This is a genomic window from Niveispirillum sp. FG156 (genome assembly GCF_057809555.1).
Genome location: NZ_JBMDKE010000024.1, coordinates 78,322 through 94,137, shown reverse-complemented (window position 1 = coordinate 94,137; position 15,816 = coordinate 78,322). Strand labels below are relative to the sequence as shown.

Sequence of the window (15,816 nt, the reverse complement as noted above, 5' to 3'; positions counted from 1 at the left end):
ATGCCGCCGACGGGCTGGCATACGGCATTCCATTGCTTTACAAGCGACTACGGCTTTCTTTTCGAATCCGACCGTCCCCAACCGTCCGCCAGAGAGGGAGCAAGCGACCCGTGCCCGTGCCCGACTCGACAGTGCTGGGCCTGACCGCCGTCATCGTCGCCGTGACGGATGAGGTGCCGCGCGTGCTGGTGGTGCGGCGCATGACGCACAACCTCGCCACGCCGGAACAGCGGGATGCGACGGCGGGCCAGGATGCCCTGCCCTTCGGCCCCTTTACGGCTGACCGCGACCGCACCCTGGAACAGGGTTTGCGCCGCTGGGTGGAGGAACAGACGGGCCTGCCGCTGCGCTATGTCGAACAGCTTTATACGTTCGGGGACAAGTATCGCGACCCGCGCGAGTTGGAGGGCGGGTCACGCGTCGTTTCCGTCGGCTATATGGCGCTGGTACGCGAGGCACCGCTGTCGGGCAGCGGGGCCGCCGAATGGCACGACTGGTACGATTACTTCCCGTGGGAGGATTGGCGCGATGGCCGCCCCGCCCTGCTGACCCGCACCATCATGCCGGCCCTGAGCCGCTGGATCGCGGCGGCCCCTGACAGCGCCATCGCCGCCGCCCGCGCCGAACGTGTCTCCACCACCTTTGCCGAGGAGGAGCTGTGGGACACCGAACGCGTGCTGGAACGCTACGAACTGCTCTACAGTGCCGGCTTGGTGGAAGAGGCCTTGCGCGACCGCGCCATCCGGCAGCGTCTGGGGTTGAGCCTGGACAATGGCCACCTGAACGAACCGGGTCTGGCGGCCCAGATGGGCACGCCCATGGCCCAGGATAACCGCCGCATCCTGGCCGTGGCACTGGGCCGCCTGCGCGGCAAGCTGAAATACCGACCCCTGGTCTTTGACCTGTTGCCCCAGCAATTCACCCTGTTCCGGTTGCAGCGGACGGTGGAGGCTCTGTCGGGCGTGCAGCTTCACAAACAGAATTTCCGCCGTCTGGTTCTGGCCGGCGGTCTGGTGGAAGCCACCGGGTCTCAGGAAGCCCATACCGGCGGCCGCCCCGCCGAACTGCACCGCTTCCGCCGCGATGTGCTGCGCGAACGCGTGGCGGCGGGCATCGGGCTGCCGCAGGTGCGGATGGTGGATTGATGATCCACACGCCCCGCCTGCTCCTGCGCCCCTGGCTCGACAGCGACCTGGACGCCCTGACGGCCATCAATGACGATCCCGCCGTTTATGAATGGCTGGCCGGCCCCTTCACGCGGGAGATGAATGCCGCCAGCATCAAGCGGCAACAGGGGTTTCAGGCCGAACACGGCTTCTGCTACTGGGCCATGGTGGAAAAGGCGTCGGGCACCCTGATCGGCATGGCGGGCCTGATGCCCGTGACCTTCGATGCCGGTTTCCTGCCCGCCGTTGAAATCGGCTGGCGTCTGTTACCTTCGTTCCAGGGGCGGGGATATGCGACGGAGGCGGCGAAGGCGGCCCTGGACTACGGGTTCGGCCCGGCGGGATTGCGGGAGATCGTATCCTTCACGGTGCCCCATAACCGCGCGTCGCGTGCCGTCATGGAACGGATCGGCCTGCGTCACGAACCGGCCATGGATTTCGACCACCCCCGGCTGCCAGAGGGACATCCCCTGCGCCGGCATGTGTTTTATCGGGTGAGGGCCGCCCAAACCGTCATCCCGGCGGAAGCCGGGACCCAGCGTGAGGCGCGGTCAGCGCCGATATGAGTCATGTCGCGGCAGACGCCGCTCTGCGCTGGGTCCCGGCTTCCGCCGGGATGACGAATGGGGGGGGGACGCCCCCCAAAACAAACAACGCCCGGCAGCAGGTCACCCCGCTGCCGGGCGTCGATCCCCAGCCGGACCCCCGTGAAGGGACCCCAATTTCAACATCATGCCGACCGCCTGTCGCCAACCGGTGGGGTTACCCAATATCCCCGTGCATGTGCATGACTTAGAATGCGAATCGCGTGCCAAGTGCCAATCCGGCCCCTGACAACGCTTTCCGGCGCCCCCACCACCACAGCACCTGCCCATTCAAACGGCACTGCCGCCCAAATGGGCAGAAAACTCAGCGCACCACAGGCACGCGGGCTTCGGACTGCCAGAAGGACCAGCGCACGCCGGCACCGACGCTGACATTGGTCTTGTCGCGGAACAGCGGGCTATCCTCGTTCGCCGACCCGCCGTAATAGCCGACCTGCGCCGCGCCAAACACCAGCAGCCGGTCATTGATGGGATAGGCCACACCCAGCGTGGCTTTGGTGCCGATATAGCCGTCATCGGCCTTGTAGGCCCGGCGGCTGGCCGTGGCATAGGCGGCATCGACGCCGTAGAAATAATCGTTCACCCCGTCAAAGCCGAAGACCGGCCCGATGGCGGCGTAGCCGCGCAGCTTGGTCCCGGCCAGCGAGCGGTCAAACCAGCTCAGCTCCGGATTGACGCTGATGCCTTCATAATCAAACCCGATCAGGCGGGTGGCGATCACGGCGCGCACCTCCACGCCCAGATCAACCTGCACATCCGCCTGTTTGGGCATGAAATGCCAGGTGGCCTTGGGCCCCGCCTCGATCAGCAGGTCCAGGTCGGGCATGCCCTGGCGGGCCTTGTTGTCCTTGCTGTCGACATCGAAGGACCCGTCCAGGCCGATATCCAGCTCAAACCGCCCGCCCGCCATTTCCTGGCGCGCGCGGATGAAGCCATTGTCGCCGATGCGCAGATTGTCGCCGCGATAGATCAGGAACGGCACCGGCAGCGCCTTGAACTGCCCCTGCGACGCCGCCGGGTAATGCGCGACATAGCCACCGGCGGCCAGGATGCTGCCTTCCCACAGGGGGGCGGTTTCGTCCGTCGTCTCCATCCCGAACAGGGCCGATTGTGCGGCGGCGGCGCCGGACAGGGCCAGCAGGGCAGCGGCAAGGGTGGCAAGGCGGCGGATCATGGAGCGTTGAACCTGATCATGTTGCAGGGCGGCATAGCTCTACCGCATCGCCGCCCCCACCGCCACATCCACCAAGGGGCTATACAAAATGCCGCCCCACCCGCCTCTCCAACCCTTACTTCTTGCCCTTCATCATGAAGGCCTGGAACGCCGCCATGGCTTCGGGGGAACGCAGGCAGGCCCCGAAAATCTGGCCTTCCTTCTTCATGGTGGCCAGCACTTCTGCCTGATTGGGCCGCATCAGGGCCTTGGTCTGGCGCATGGCCCCCACCGGCTTGGCGGCCAGGACCTTGGCTTTGGAAAGTGCCGTGGCGGCCAGATCGGCGGCGGGCACGATGCCCGACAGGATGCCCGTGGCCAGCGCCTCATCGGCACCCAGCGGTTCACCCAGCATCAGCATGCGGGCCGCCTGGGCATGGCCCATGGTGCGCGGCATCAGGATGGAACTGGCCGCTTCCGGCACCAGCCCCAGATCGACGAAGGGCACATGCAGGCGCGCGTCGGGCGAGGCATAGACCAGATCGCAATGCAGCAGCATGGTGGTGCCCACGCCGACCGCCATCCCCTCCACCGCCGCCACCAGCGGCAGCGGCGTGGTGGCCAGCGCGAACAGGAACTGGAACACCGGCGCCTCGTCATTGGCGGGCGGATTGGCCAGGAAATCGCCGATATCATTGCCGCCGGTGAAGAACCCGCCCGCCCCCTGGAACAGGACGGCGCGAATGCCGGCATCGGGCGCGCTCTTCAACGCCTCGGCCATCGCGGCATACATGGCGGCGGTCAGGGCGTTGCGCTTGTCGGCGCGGTTCAGGGTGATCGTGCGCACGCCGTCGGCGTCACTGATCAGCACATGCTCGGTCATTTCGGGCGCTCCCCAGCCTGGGATTATGGTTGGCGCACAGGACGCCCGAACCCGCCTGCGCCGTCAAGCCGGAAAGCGCACGACCGTGCGGAAAGGCGGCGGGGCGGCTATTTCTTCTTCGGCTTGCGGGGTGCGCGCAACGCCACCTCGAACGCGGGCCGGACCCAGACCATCAAGCTGTCCGCATCCTCCAACGCGTCTGCCGGGGGACGATGATAGTTCATCGTCCGCTCCGGCTGATCCTCATAGGGTGCGAAGGCCGGCAGGCCCAGCGCCTCATAGGCGGGGCGGTTCTGCGCGTCGGTTTTCAGATACAGTTCCTCGCCCGCGATCAGGGCGAAATTCATCCCGTCAATCGACAGGCCCCAGCCCCCGAACATCGACCGCGCCACCACCGGCCCCAGCGGCTGCATCAGCTCCAGAACATGGGTGACGAACGGGGGTGGGCGACGCGGGGCCATGGGCGGGCCTTACTTCTTGCGAAAGGCGTCCAGCGCGACGACGGTGCCGGTCGGCTTGGGCGCGTCCTCGTCAGCGGGTTCATCGTCGGCGGCCACCGGCTCCGTCCCCTCTTCCTCCATCTCCTCCTCGTCCACCAGCAGGTCCGGCATATCATCGGGCTGGAACTGCAGGACGAAATTCACCGACGGGTCAGCGAAGGTGATGATGGTGATATAGGGAACGACCAGCCGGCGCAGCACACCGCCGAACGACAGGGTGACGGCGAACTTATCGTTCTCCACCGTCAGGTCGTAGAACTGGTATTGCAGGACGATGGTCATCTCCGTCGGGTATTTGGCGCGGAGATAGTCGGGGATATCCACCCCTTCGGCATCGGTGCGGAAGGTGACATAGAAATGATGTTCGCCCGGCAGCTGTCCGCCCCGGTTCAGAACCTCGCGCAGGGCCTGTCTGACGACGCCACGCTTGGCGGCCTCGACCATGCGGTCATAGCGGAGCATTTCCTCGGACATCGGTTAAGCGAACCCCTGGCAACGAACGCGACGGAACAGACCGTCCCCCATCTGGCCCCAGACAAGCCTATTACGGACGGATAATCAAGCGTCGGGCGCAAATGTCTGTGTTCCCGCGTGCAGCCATGCGGGAATGGGGGCACAGAGGGAGCCAGTGATGAGCTGCAAGGGGCAACCAAATCCCAAGCGCAGCTTGGGTGGCGCGTTGAGCGCCCGCGACCCCATGGTCGCGTGAGCCAAGGCGGCGGATGCCGCCGCCCGGCGCCTGAGGGAGCAAGATAAGGTGGGGGGATTCTGTTGCCCAGCTCCCCCCGGGCTGCGAACTAAGCTAACTGACTAACGCCCTTAAGGGGGAATTAGGCAGCCATGCGAAGGTCAGACGCCGAGTTATCGTTGGCATCTATGAGGTTTGACCCGATAACGGCGGTATCATGCCGAGGGAAGACTATGCCTTTATTACGCGCGTCGATCCTGTTTCGCCCCCATGAACCCCTGGCCATCAGGCCAGAAGTGAATGGTGGAGGCGCCGGGTACCGCCCCCGGGTCCGCAACGTCTATTCCACACCGCGTTTATCCCCATAGTCGGGCGAACCCGACAGGCTTCATATAGGCGATTGCGACGCGGGTTTAAAGGGGGATGTTCGGGGGCGGGGCTAGTGCGTTCGGGAACCGTCTCCACCCTCGTCCTCCCAAACGCTGGCGCGTTCGGGAACCGTCCCCGCCCTCGCCCTCCCAAACGCTGGCGCGTTCGGGAACCGTCCCCGCCCTCACCCTCCCAAACGCTGGCGCGTTCGGGCCCCTCCCTCTCCCATTTCATGGGCGAGGGGCGTAACCTTGGCGTCAGGCATTATTTAGCCCCTCGCCCACGAAGTGGGAGAGGGAGGGGCCCATCGGTGTCAACCGATGGGAGGGTGAGGGAACCACAGCAGGGAACCACAGCCCCCTTACGGCGCCCCCGCCGTCCCGTTCGACCGTGGGTCCGCACCCCCGCGCCATTGGCCCGTCATCTTGTCGATCCCGTTCAGCTTGCCGCCGAAATCATCGACCACGACCTCATGCCCCATGGCGCGCAGTTGGTCAGCCATGCCACCAACCGCCGTCCCCGCCTCGATCCGGATCGTCTCCCCACTGCCCATGAAGGTGGGCAGGGCCAGGGCCGATTGCACGTCCAGCTTCCAGTCCAGCACGCCGACAATGGCCTTGGCGACCTGAGCGATGATTGTCGGCCCGCCGGCGGCACCGATGGCCAGCACGGCCTGACCGTTTTGGTCATAGACGATGGTTGGCGACATGGAACTGCGTGGGCGTTTGCCCGGTTCCACCCGGTTGGCGGTGGGCACACCGTCCACATCGGGGATGAAGTTGAAATCCGTCAGCTCATTATTCAGGACATAGCCGTCCACAATGATGCCGGAGCCATAAATATCCTCAATGGTGGAGGTCATGGAGGCGACATTGCCCCATTCATCGGCGACGGAGAAATGGGTGGTGCCGGGGATTTCATTGTCGGGAATGTCCGACACGCGCGGCGCATCCTTCGGGTTGCCCGCCGGTGCCTTGGGCATTGCCTTCTTCGGATCGATCAGCCTGGCCCGGTCCTTGATATAGGCGGGGTCGGTCAGGCCTTCGACCGGCACCTTCACATGGTCGGGATCACCCAGCCATTTGGCCCGGTCCGCATAGGCCAGCCGCATCGATTCGCCGATGATATGCCAGGCCTCCAGGCTGTTCGGCCCCATGGCGGGAATGTCGAACCCTTCCATCTGTTTCAGGATGGTCAGAACCGCAATACCGCCCGACGAAGGCGGCCCCATGCCGCAAACCGTATAGACACGGTAGGTGCCGCAGACGGGCGTGCGCGGTACCGCCCGGTAATTCACCATGTCTTCGGCAGTGATCACACTGGGGTTGCGGGTTGCATTGGCCACCGCCGCGCGCAGCCGATCCGCCGCCGGTCCCTTGTAGAAGGCATCGGCCCCGTTCTCCGCCACCAGGGTCAGGAGATCGGCCAGCTTTGGGTTCTTGATCACCGATCCCGCCGGCTTGGGCGACCCATCGGGCTGGTAATACAGGGCTTGTGCTTCCCGTGACACGGACAGAAGCGGCTTCTGTTCCTCCAGCATCTTCACCATGCGCGGGGTGACGACAAAACCGTCGCGCGCCAGCCGGATCGCCGGCTGGAACAAAGCCTTCCAGGGCAGCTTGCCATGGCGGGCATGGGCCAACTCGATCAGGCGGAGATTGCCCGGCACACCCACCGACAGGCCGCCGGCCCGCGCCAGCTCATAATCCATTTCCTGGCCGTTCTTCATGAAGCGGTCGGGCTTGGCCGCCGATGGCGCCTCCTCCCGCCCGTCATAGCTGAACGTGTCCTTGCTTCCTGCGGGGTGATACAGCAGGAAACCGCCCCCGCCGATGCCCGACGATTCCGGCTCCACCACCGTCAGGGCCAGCATCAGGGCCGCCGCCGCATCCGCCGCCGACCCGCCCTGGCGCAGGATTTCGCGCCCCGCATCGGTGGCCCGCGGGTCCGCCGACGACACCATAGCCTTGCCCATCGGCAGCGCCGTGACCACCGCCCCTTCCTTCTGCGCCCAGGCCCCTGTGGCCGGTATGGCGGTCAGTGCGGTGGCAAGGCAAAACGACAGGGCAAGCGAACGCAGGCGGGTCATCGCGGGGCATCTCCGGCTGGGCTGAAGTGCCGCCAGCTTCCCACGAAAACCACAAGCATCCCACTGTAAAATATTGATTATTTTCTAGGCAGCGGCACCGGCTAAACCGCCACATCCGCCTTGATCGGCGGGTGAGGGTCGTAGGCTTCGACCCCGAAATCCTCGATCCGGTAGGCGTCGATGCTCTCGGCGCGCGGGGTCAGGGTCAGGCGCGGCAGGGGGCGGGGGGGGCGGGACAGCTGTTCGCGCGCGGCGTCCAGGTGGTTGAGGTAGAGATGCACATCCCCGCCCATCCACACAAACTCCCCCAGCCGCAGCCCCGCCTGCTGCGCCAGCATGGCCTGCAGCGCCACGGCGCCGGTCAGGTTGAAGGGCAGGCCCAGCAGCACATCACAACTGCGCTGATACATCAGGCTATTCAGGCGGCCATCGCTGGTGACATGGTACTGATAGACCATGTGGCAGGGCGGCAAGGCCATGCCGCCCAGTTCCGGCACGTTCCAGGCATGGAACAGCAGGCGGCGGCTGGCGGGTGTTTCGCGCAGGCCCTTGATCAGGGCCGCGATCTGGTCATGCTCCCGCCCATCGGGACCCAGCCAGCGGCGCCATTGCTTGCCATAGACCGGCCCCAGCTCGCCCCAGCGGGCGGCGAAGGCGTCATCCTCGACGATCCGCTGCTCAAAATCCTTCTGGCTGATCGCCTCGCCCGTCTCCCGGCGATAGGTGGCCAGCGGCCAGTCGGTCCAGATGGTGACCTTTTCCTTCAACAGCGGCTGGATATTGGTGCCGCCGGTCAGGAACCACAGCATCTCCTTGACCGCCAGTTTCCAATAGACGCGCTTGGTGGTCAGGATGGGGACCGTCCCATCCGACAGGTCGAACCGCATCATGGCCCCGAACAGGGACAGGGTGCCGACGCCCGTCCGGTCCACGCGGCGGTCGCCACGGGCCAGGATGTCTTCCATCAGGTCCAGATATTGCTGTTCGGGATGGCGCATCGACCGTCGGCTCCGCTTCGCCCATCATGCTGTCAATGGTTGTTCATTAGCCCGGCGGGCGGCTATTGTCACCCATCGACCGTCTGGAGACTTTGCCTTGTTCCTTTCCGTGATCGCCGCCGTCGCCCGCAATGGGGTTATCGGTCATGAAGGCCGCATGCCCTGGAAGCTGCCCAATGATCTGCGCTTCTTCAAGCAGGTGACCATGGGCAAGCCCATGATCATGGGCCGCAAGACCTGGGAAAGTTTCGGGTCCAAGCCACTGCCCGGCCGTCCGCACATCGTGATCACCGGCAACCGCGATTTCGTGGCCGAGGGCGCGATTGTTGTCCATGACCTGGAAACCGCCATCGAAACGGGCAATCGCCTGGCGGAGGACGCCGGCGGGAACGAGGTGATGGTGATCGGCGGGGCGCAGATCTATGCCGCCGCCTTGCCCCTGGCAACCCGTGTCTTTCTGACCGAGATTGCGGCCAGCCCCGTGGGCGACACCTATTTCCCGGAATTCGACCGCAGCGCCTTCCTGGGTGAGGAACTGGGCATGCAGATGGCCAAGGGGCCGGATCAGCCGGCCTTCCGCGTCATGCTGTTCCACCGGCGGTAATGCGATGGCGGCGCTGCTTGCTTGGCAGGAAATGACGGTCGGGTCCGGCCTGATGATATCGGCTGCGTCCAGCATCAGGGTCGATCCCAGCATGCTGGAACATCAGGTTCAGGCCGCCATCGACAGCGTGCCGGATGAGCAGCGCAACCGTTTCGGCAGCCCCAACGGCGATTGGACCGCCATCACGTTACTGCACAAGGACCAGAAGGGGATGCCGGTGCCACAGCCGCCGCTGGCTCATATCCCCCTGCTGACCGACCTCCTGCGCGATGCCGGGATCGATCCGTTCGGCCTGCACATCACGCGGCAGCCGCCGGGCGTGGACCTGAAATGGCATTTTGACCATCAGGCCCTGCATCTGGACATTTGCCGTCTGCTGCTGCCGGTGCGGGTGCCGGCGGATGCCTTCACCTGGATCGGACATGAGAAAGTGGCCTACCCGCCCGGCACCCTGTGGACGGGCGACTTTGCCCTGCCGCATCAGGTGGAGAACCAGACGGATCGGGAACGGATCGTCATCGCCATCGACAGTCCTGTGACACCCGCCATCCGGGACCTGTTTCCCGCCGACCTCTACGCCCACGCTCAACAGCGCATGACGTTGACCCAGCAGGCAATCAACCTCCTCGCCGCAGCCCGCGCCAAGGCGGGCTGACACCGGACAAAATTCTTGACCGGTCGTTCGTTTTCACTCAATGTCTCCATCGGAGACTTTAAGCCATGCTGAAAATCATCCTTCCTCTGTTGTTCAAGGTGAGGCCCAAAATGGTCTATGACATGATCCGCCAGCAGATGGTGGGTTCCCTGCCCTTCGTGCACCATTGCGGCATTGATCTGGTCAGCATTGGCGACGGCACCGCCGAGGCGCGGGTGACCGACCGGGCGGAGGTGAAGAACCATATCGGCACGCCCCATGCCGGCGTCATCTTCACGCTGGCCGAAACGGCCAGCGGCGGGGCGATGGCCGGTGCCATGGCGCCTGTCCTGGCGAGCATCCGGCCCGTGGCGGCCCAGGCGACGATCCAGTATCTGGCCGTGGCCAAGGGCGATCTGCGCGCCGTGGCCCGCACGGGCCGGTCGGGTGCCGATCTGCGAGCGGAACTGGAATCCTCCGGCAAGGTGCGCTTCCCCGTGGAGGTGGAGATCCTGGACGGCGCCGGCAGCCCCGTGTCGAAGATGGTGGTGGAATGGTACGTCAGCCCCAAGCGGTCCTGACCACCGACCTGGCCCCCCGCCGCGACAGCTTCCACCATGGCGACCTGCGCGCCGCCTCCCTGTCGGCGGCCCTGGCCATGGTGGAGGCAGGCGGCCCGGAGGCCCTGTCCTTCCGCGCGGTCGCGGCGGCGGTCGGTGTCAATCACCGCGCGCTTTACCGCCATTTCGCGGACAAGCATGAACTGACCCTGGCCCTGGCGGCACAGGGGTTCGATGGGCTGGCCGCCGTGATCCAGGCCGGGTTCGATGGCGAGGGCGGTCAGCCCAGGCCCGGCCCGCTCTACCGCGCCTATGTGGATTTCGCCCTGGACCGGCCCGCGCTGTACGCCCTGATGTATGGCATTCCGGGACAGGATTACCTGACCCATCCGGCCCTGGCCCCGTCGGTCGCCAAGGTCACGCGCCTTGCGGGCAAGGCCTTCCGCCGGGGGGACGATCCGCCCGGCTTCTCCATCGCGATCCGCGACCGCGTCATGCGCGCCTGGGGAGAGGTGCATGGCCTGTGCGACCTGTGGCAGCGCGGGGCGCTGCGGGCACGGGATGCCGCATCGGCCAAGGCCTATATCCTTGGTTTGCTGGCGCAATGATACCGGCGATCAAGATTGTTGACCGCCGGTACGGCGGCGACCGCCGCCGCGCGCCACATGGCGCGTAGCCAAGCCCACGGATGTGGGCGCCGGCGATTGAGGGGCGGGAAAGATTGACCGGAGGTCAAGATTTCATGCCGACCGCATAATTCGCCCGCCACCCCTGCGCCCTGCGATATCCCGCCGCGCTTGTTTGGCACTTCACGCCAGGGCGCGGGCGACTATCTTCTGCACGCCATGCAACTGACCACCATCCCCGAACACATCCTCCCGGATGCCCTGGCCGCCGTCGCCAGCAACTTGACCCCCGAAAGCCGGACGGCCAAGGTGCTGGCCCGCATTGCGGCCACGCGCGATCTGATCGCGCTGGGTGTGGACACGCCTTCCCACCGGGCGGCAGGCGTCGCTCTGGCCCGCCGCTTTGGCATCGGCGTAATCGATGAGGAGCCGCAGGCCGCCTTTTCCTATGATGGTCATTCCATCCGCACCCGGTCAGAGGCCTATGTCCTGATCCATGAGGTGGCACACTGGCTGGTGGCCCCGCCGGAACGCCGGGGCCTGATCGATTTCGGCCTGGGTGCCGGTCCTGAGTCCGGCCGGATTGAGGAGGCCAACCGCGCGCTGGCCGTGGGCCAGGATGACCAGATACGCGAAGAGGCGCTGGCCTCGCTGCTGGGCATCCTGTGGGAGGTGGAGTTGGGCCAGCCCGCCATCCTGGCCTTCCTGGAACAGAACTGGCTGGAGGGCTGGGAAAGGCCTGCCTGCGCGGAGAATCTGACCGACAATGTCGAAGCGCTTTTGCAGGCGGGTTTGATCAATGCGGATGGGCGGCCAAATCCGCCGGAATCGTGCGTGGATCGCACCTGCGCCGCAGCTTGATTTCGTTATTTCACACCCCCTTGCGGGTGGTTTGAGGATGCGGTTCCCTGAAGGCAAAACCATTTGCCCCAGGGGGGAAACATGTCCGGCGCACCCGCCATCCTGTCCATGATCGGCAACACCCCGATCGTCCGCATCACCCGTTTCGATACCGGCCCGTGTGAGCTGTATCTGAAGCTGGAAAACCAGAATCCCGGCGGCTCCATCAAGGACCGTATCGCGCTGAAGATGATCGAGGCGGCGGAGGCAGAGGGCAAGCTGGCCCCCGGCGGCACGGTGATCGAGGCGACGGCAGGCAATACCGGCCTGGGCCTGGCCCTGGTCTGCGCCGCCAAGGGCTACCGCCTGATCCTGGTTATCCCCGACAAGATGGCGACCGAGAAGATCAACAATCTGCGCGCCCTGGGCGCACAGATCCACATCACAAGGTCGGATGTGGGCAAGGGCCACCCCGCCTATTACCAGGACATTGCCGAACGCCTGTCGACCGAAATTCCCGGCAGCTTCTATGTGAACCAGTTCGCCAACCCCGCCAATCCGCGCGCGCATGAGGAATGGACCGGCCCGGAGATGCTGCGCCAGATGGATGGCGACATTGACGCGGTGGTGGCCGGCATCGGCTCTGGCGGCACCTTCACGGGCCTGGGCGCCTTCTTCGCCAAGGCCAGTCCCAAGACCGCCATGGTCATCGCCGACCCGGTCGGCTCCATCATTGCCGATCTGGTGAACAAGGGCACCCATGACGAACCCGGTTCCTGGGTGGTCGAAGGCGTGGGCGAGGATTTCGTGCCCCCCATCTGCGACCTTCAGTACGCCAAGGCCGCCTATTATGTCAGCGATACCGAAAGCCTGAACGCCGCGCGCGACCTGCTGCGGCTGGAGGGCATCCTGGCCGGCTCCTCATCGGGCACCCTGTTCGCGGCGGCGCTGAAATATTGCCGGGCGCAAACGACGCCCAAGAAGGTCGTCACCTTCGTCTGCGACACGGGCAACAAGTACCTGTCGAAGATGTTCAACGATGCCTGGATGGAAGATCACGGCTTCACCCCGCGCGAGCGTCATAACGATCTGCGCGACCTGATGACCCGCCGCTTCGACAAGGGTCAGGTGGTCACCGTCGGGCCGGAGGATACGCTGCTGACCGCGTACAAGCGGATGCGGATTTCCGACGTGTCACAGTTGCCCGTGATGGAAGGCGAACGGGTGATCGGCATCCTGGATGAAAGCGACCTGCTGCTGCATGTCGAAAAGGACCCGGCGCGGTTCCGGGACAAGGTCTATACGGCCATGGTCAACCGGCTGGAAACCCTGCCCGTGACCGCGACCATGGCCGACCTGCGCGCCCTGTTCAACCGCAACATGGTGGCCATCATCATGGATGGCCCGGTGTTCCTGGGCCTGCTGACCCGCACCGACGTGCTGAACCATCTGCGCCGGCAGTTGGGGTGATATCGCCTCAACGCACTTGGCTCCCCTCGTCATCCCGGCGAAAGCCGGGACCCAGGGGCCACAGGATCAAAGCTCTACGCTGCTTTGGTCGAAGCCGCCGAAAGGTCGGGCATTCGGCCCCTGGGTCCCGGCTTTCGCCGGGATGACGAAATAGGCCGCGCACTGTAGAAAAAAGGGCACTGTCCCTCGACAGCGCCCTTTTCAATTCTCTGTCCCAAGACTCACATCGTCGTCTTGTTATCCAACGCATAACCCGCCGAACGGACGGTGCGGATCACGTCCTGCTCTTCCGTCTCGTTCAGCGCCTTGCGCAGCCGGCGGATATGTACGTCGACGGTGCGCAACTCGACATAGACGTCGTGGCCCCAGACGATGTCCAGCAGCTGTTCACGCGAGAAAACCCGCCCCGGATGCTGCATGAAATGGCGCAGCAAGGCGAATTCCTTCGGCCCCAGATGGATATCCCGGCCCCCGCGCCGAACGCGGTGGGCCGCCAGGTCCATGGAGATGTCGGAGAAGCGCAGCAGCTCCTCCGCCAGACCCGGCGAGGCGCGGCGCAGGACGGCGCGGATACGGGCGACCAGTTCGGTGGGGCTGAACGGCTTGGACAGGTAATCATCCGCCCCGCTGTTCAGGCCACGGACCTTGTCCGCCTCTTCCCCGCGCGCCGTCAGCATGATGACGGGCGTCTCGCGGGTCTTGGGATTGCGGCGCAACTGGCGGCAGACCTCCAGCCCGCTCATCAGCGGCAGCATCCAGTCCAGCAGGATCAGATGCGGGCTGCGTTCATCGGCCAGCAGCAGGGCTTCTTCCCCGTCACCGGCGGTGATGACCCGGAACCCTTCACGTTCCAGGTTGTAGGACAGCAGGGTGACGAGGTCGGCCTCGTCTTCAACAACCAGGATCAGCGGCTTCAAGGCGGCGTTCATCGGGGTCCCTTGGCGCTAGATGGTGGCGGGGCGGGGCTAGCTCAGCCCTCGCCCTCGACCGGTTCAATGATGGTGAAGCTGGACTTGTCGCTCTTGGGCCGTTCCGCCGTCAGCGGCTGGCCCTTGACCAGGAAATGCACGGTTTCCGCGATGTTGGTCGCATGGTCGCCGGCGCGTTCCAGGTTCTTGGCAATGAACAGAAGATGCGTGCAGGGGGTGATGTTGCGCGGGTCTTCCATCATGTAGGTCAGGACCTCGCGGAACAGGCTGGTATAGAGATCATCCAGCTCCTCATCCCGGTGCCAGGCGGCCACGGCCTTGTCGACATCGCGGTCGATATAGGCGTCCAGCACATCCTTCAGCATTTCCTGCACCAGACGGCCCATGCGCGGGATGGTCCCGGCGGGGCGCATGATGGGCAACTGCGCCAGCGCGATGGAGCGCTTGGCGATATTGGCGGCATAGTCGCCCGTGCGTTCCAGATCGGCGGAGATTTTGAGTGCCGCCAGCACCTCACGCAAATCCACGCCGACCGGCGCGCGCAGCGCCAGCATGCGGATGGCATCATGTTCGATCTGGCGCTCAAACTCATCCAGGCGGGTATCGCCCTGCATGACCTTGGTGGCGCCTTCGACATCGCGGCGGCCCACGGCCTGCACGGCCGCTTCCACCTGCGCCTCCACCACGCCGCCCATCTGGGCGATCAGGTTGGACAGGCGCTGCAATTCCGCCTCGAAGGACTTGACGGTATGTTCGGTCGGCGACATGGACGTGGGTCCCTTAAAGCATGATGACCGTAGGTCGGGGTGAGGCAGGCGCCGAACCCCGACAAGCGACGGAACCGTGTAAAAGTCGGGGTTCGGCGTTGCCTCACCCACGACCTACGGCAGCGGGCATCAACCGTACCGGCCCGTGATATAGCCCTGGGTGCGCTCATCGCGCGGGTTGGTGAAGATTTCCTCGGTGTCGCCCACCTCCACCAGATCACCCAGATGGAAGAAGGCCGTGCGCTGCGATACACGCGCGGCCTGCTGCATGTTGTGGGTGACGATGGCGATGGTGAAGCTCTCGCGCAGCTCGTCGATCAGCTCCTCGATATGCGCGGTGGCGATGGGGTCAAGCGCCGAGCAGGGCTCGTCCATCAGGATGACTTCCGGGCTGACGGCAACGGCGCGCGCGATGCAAAGGCGCTGCTGCTGGCCGCCCGACAGGCCGGTGCCCGGCTCATGCAGGCGATCCTTGACCTCGTTCCACAGGCCGGCGCGCTTCAGCGAGGTTTCGACGATGGCGTCAAACTCGTCCTTGCGGGTCGCCAGGCCATGCAGCTTCGGCCCGTAGATCACGTTCTCATAGATCGACTTCGGGAACGGGTTCGGCTTCTGGAACACCATGCCGACACGGGCGCGCAACTGCACCACGTCCAGCTTGGGATCGTAGATATCCTCGCCATCCAGCAGGATCTTGCCTTCGACGCGGCAGATATCGATCGTGTCGTTCATGCGGTTCAGGGTGCGCAGGAACGTGGACTTGCCACAGCCCGAGGGGCCGATCATGGCCAGCACCTCGTTCTGGTAGATATCGACATTGACGCCGTGCAGGGCGCGCTTGGCGCCGTAATAGACCTTCACGTCGCGGGCCGACACCTTCACCGGCTGGGTGACGGCGGCTTGTACAGGCTTGTTCAGGGTCATGCTGTCCATTT

Annotated in this window: 17 protein-coding genes and 1 other RNA gene; 8 read left to right on the top strand and 10 right to left on the bottom strand. The window is 65.1% G+C overall.

The features are described 5' to 3' along the window. The first annotated feature begins 110 nt into the window (after positions 1 to 110). Together ACODSP_RS16595 and ACODSP_RS16590 are read left to right on the top strand one after the other, a co-directional pair. Entirely contained in the window at positions 111 to 1,145 is a 1,035-nt protein-coding gene (locus ACODSP_RS16595; protein WP_488966668.1) for an NrtR DNA-binding winged helix domain-containing protein, read from the top strand. Further along, positions 1,145 to 1,732 (top strand): GNAT family N-acetyltransferase, encoded by a 588-nt coding sequence (locus tag ACODSP_RS16590; RefSeq protein WP_488966667.1) that lies wholly within the window; start codon positions 1,145 to 1,147, stop codon positions 1,730 to 1,732. The genes ACODSP_RS16595 and ACODSP_RS16590 overlap by 1 nt, the downstream gene beginning before the upstream one ends. Before the next feature lie 343 nt (positions 1,733 to 2,075). Here ACODSP_RS16590 and ACODSP_RS16585 read toward each other — a convergent pair whose 3' ends face one another. The 7 genes from ACODSP_RS16585 to thyA all read right to left on the bottom strand — a co-directional run bounded on the left by ACODSP_RS16585 (position 2,076) and on the right by thyA (position 8,451). After that, complete coding sequence (locus tag ACODSP_RS16585) at positions 2,076 to 2,945, bottom strand: MipA/OmpV family protein (RefSeq protein ID WP_488966666.1); 870 nt, start codon at positions 2,943 to 2,945, stop codon at positions 2,076 to 2,078. A 115-nt stretch (positions 2,946 to 3,060) separates the two neighbouring features. Further along, entirely contained in the window at positions 3,061 to 3,807 is a 747-nt protein-coding gene (locus ACODSP_RS16580) for an enoyl-CoA hydratase-related protein (RefSeq protein ID WP_488966665.1), read from the bottom strand. Between the two features lie 107 nt (positions 3,808 to 3,914). Continuing rightward, on the bottom strand, positions 3,915 to 4,268 hold the full coding sequence (locus tag ACODSP_RS16575; RefSeq protein ID WP_488966664.1) for a TfoX/Sxy family protein: 354 nt from the start codon (positions 4,266 to 4,268) through the stop codon (positions 3,915 to 3,917). A 9-nt stretch (positions 4,269 to 4,277) separates the two neighbouring features. Continuing rightward, entirely contained in the window at positions 4,278 to 4,781 is a 504-nt protein-coding gene (locus ACODSP_RS16570; protein WP_488966663.1) for an SspB family protein, read from the bottom strand. A gap of 282 nt (positions 4,782 to 5,063) precedes the next feature. Further along, positions 5,064 to 5,417: a transfer-messenger RNA gene (gene ssrA, locus ACODSP_RS16565) on the bottom strand. A 308-nt stretch (positions 5,418 to 5,725) separates the two neighbouring features. Next, positions 5,726 to 7,453 (bottom strand): gamma-glutamyltransferase, encoded by a 1,728-nt coding sequence (gene ggt / locus ACODSP_RS16560; RefSeq protein WP_488966662.1) that lies wholly within the window; start codon positions 7,451 to 7,453, stop codon positions 5,726 to 5,728. 101 nt (positions 7,454 to 7,554) lie between these two features. Next, entirely contained in the window at positions 7,555 to 8,451 is an 897-nt protein-coding gene (gene thyA, locus ACODSP_RS16555) for a thymidylate synthase (RefSeq protein WP_488966661.1), read from the bottom strand. 97 nt (positions 8,452 to 8,548) lie between these two features. Between thyA and ACODSP_RS16550 the strand changes: the two genes are divergently transcribed. From ACODSP_RS16550 to ACODSP_RS16525, 6 genes are all read left to right on the top strand, one after another. After that, on the top strand, positions 8,549 to 9,055 hold the full coding sequence (locus tag ACODSP_RS16550; protein WP_488966660.1) for a dihydrofolate reductase: 507 nt from the start codon (positions 8,549 to 8,551) through the stop codon (positions 9,053 to 9,055). 4 nt (positions 9,056 to 9,059) lie between these two features. Beyond that, a complete protein-coding gene (locus ACODSP_RS16545; RefSeq protein ID WP_488966659.1) occupies positions 9,060 to 9,710 on the top strand; it encodes an aspartyl/asparaginyl beta-hydroxylase domain-containing protein in 651 nt (216 codons plus the stop codon). A 65-nt stretch (positions 9,711 to 9,775) separates the two neighbouring features. Further along, positions 9,776 to 10,270 (top strand): PaaI family thioesterase, encoded by a 495-nt coding sequence (locus ACODSP_RS16540; protein WP_488966658.1) that lies wholly within the window; start codon positions 9,776 to 9,778, stop codon positions 10,268 to 10,270. Then, a complete protein-coding gene (locus ACODSP_RS16535) occupies positions 10,243 to 10,857 on the top strand; it encodes a TetR/AcrR family transcriptional regulator (protein ID WP_488966657.1) in 615 nt (204 codons plus the stop codon). Before ACODSP_RS16540 ends, ACODSP_RS16535 begins: the two co-directional genes overlap by 28 nt. 189 nt (positions 10,858 to 11,046) lie before the next feature. Then, a complete protein-coding gene (locus tag ACODSP_RS16530) occupies positions 11,047 to 11,736 on the top strand; it encodes a hypothetical protein (protein WP_488966656.1) in 690 nt (229 codons plus the stop codon). Between the two features lie 81 nt (positions 11,737 to 11,817). Further along, complete coding sequence (locus ACODSP_RS16525; RefSeq protein WP_488966655.1) at positions 11,818 to 13,185, top strand: pyridoxal-phosphate dependent enzyme; 1,368 nt, start codon at positions 11,818 to 11,820, stop codon at positions 13,183 to 13,185. Between the two features lie 221 nt (positions 13,186 to 13,406). On the opposite strand, the gene phoB is transcribed toward ACODSP_RS16525, so the two are convergent. From phoB to pstB, 3 genes are all read right to left on the bottom strand, one after another. Further along, on the bottom strand, positions 13,407 to 14,114 hold the full coding sequence (gene phoB, locus ACODSP_RS16520; protein ID WP_054165806.1) for a phosphate regulon transcriptional regulator PhoB: 708 nt from the start codon (positions 14,112 to 14,114) through the stop codon (positions 13,407 to 13,409). A 41-nt stretch (positions 14,115 to 14,155) separates the two neighbouring features. Beyond that, positions 14,156 to 14,881 carry a phosphate signaling complex protein PhoU gene (gene phoU, locus ACODSP_RS16515; protein ID WP_488966654.1) on the bottom strand — a complete coding sequence of 242 codons (726 nt, stop codon included), beginning with the start codon at positions 14,879 to 14,881 and terminating at the stop codon, positions 14,156 to 14,158. A 129-nt stretch (positions 14,882 to 15,010) separates the two neighbouring features. After that, positions 15,011 to 15,814 carry a phosphate ABC transporter ATP-binding protein PstB gene (gene pstB, locus ACODSP_RS16510; RefSeq protein WP_054165804.1) on the bottom strand — a complete coding sequence of 268 codons (804 nt, stop codon included), beginning with the start codon at positions 15,812 to 15,814 and terminating at the stop codon, positions 15,011 to 15,013. Between the last annotated feature and the right edge of the window lie 2 nt (positions 15,815 to 15,816).

What these genes read in the sequence shown, in the direction of transcription:
- ACODSP_RS16590 (WP_488966667.1), top strand. Translation starts at nt 1,145, where the DNA reads ATGATCCACACGCCCCGCCTGCTCCTGCGCCCCTGGCTCGACAGCGAC.
- ACODSP_RS16585 (WP_488966666.1), bottom strand. Translation starts at nt 2,945, where the DNA reads ATGATCCGCCGCCTTGCCACCCTTGCCGCTGCCCTGCTGGCCCTGTCC.
- ACODSP_RS16580 (WP_488966665.1), bottom strand. Translation starts at nt 3,807, where the DNA reads ATGACCGAGCATGTGCTGATCAGTGACGCCGACGGCGTGCGCACGATC.
- ACODSP_RS16575 (WP_488966664.1), bottom strand. Translation starts at nt 4,268, where the DNA reads ATGGCCCCGCGTCGCCCACCCCCGTTCGTCACCCATGTTCTGGAGCTG.
- ACODSP_RS16570 (WP_488966663.1), bottom strand. Translation starts at nt 4,781, where the DNA reads ATGTCCGAGGAAATGCTCCGCTATGACCGCATGGTCGAGGCCGCCAAG.
- ggt (WP_488966662.1), bottom strand. Translation starts at nt 7,453, where the DNA reads ATGACCCGCCTGCGTTCGCTTGCCCTGTCGTTTTGCCTTGCCACCGCA.
- thyA (WP_488966661.1), bottom strand. Translation starts at nt 8,451, where the DNA reads ATGCGCCATCCCGAACAGCAATATCTGGACCTGATGGAAGACATCCTG.
- ACODSP_RS16545 (WP_488966659.1), top strand. Translation starts at nt 9,060, where the DNA reads ATGGCGGCGCTGCTTGCTTGGCAGGAAATGACGGTCGGGTCCGGCCTG.
- ACODSP_RS16540 (WP_488966658.1), top strand. Translation starts at nt 9,776, where the DNA reads ATGCTGAAAATCATCCTTCCTCTGTTGTTCAAGGTGAGGCCCAAAATG.
- ACODSP_RS16535 (WP_488966657.1), top strand. Translation starts at nt 10,243, where the DNA reads ATGGTACGTCAGCCCCAAGCGGTCCTGACCACCGACCTGGCCCCCCGC.
- ACODSP_RS16525 (WP_488966655.1), top strand. Translation starts at nt 11,818, where the DNA reads ATGTCCGGCGCACCCGCCATCCTGTCCATGATCGGCAACACCCCGATC.
- phoB (WP_054165806.1), bottom strand. Translation starts at nt 14,114, where the DNA reads ATGAACGCCGCCTTGAAGCCGCTGATCCTGGTTGTTGAAGACGAGGCC.
- phoU (WP_488966654.1), bottom strand. Translation starts at nt 14,881, where the DNA reads ATGTCGCCGACCGAACATACCGTCAAGTCCTTCGAGGCGGAATTGCAG.
- pstB (WP_054165804.1), bottom strand. Translation starts at nt 15,814, where the DNA reads ATGGACAGCATGACCCTGAACAAGCCTGTACAAGCCGCCGTCACCCAG.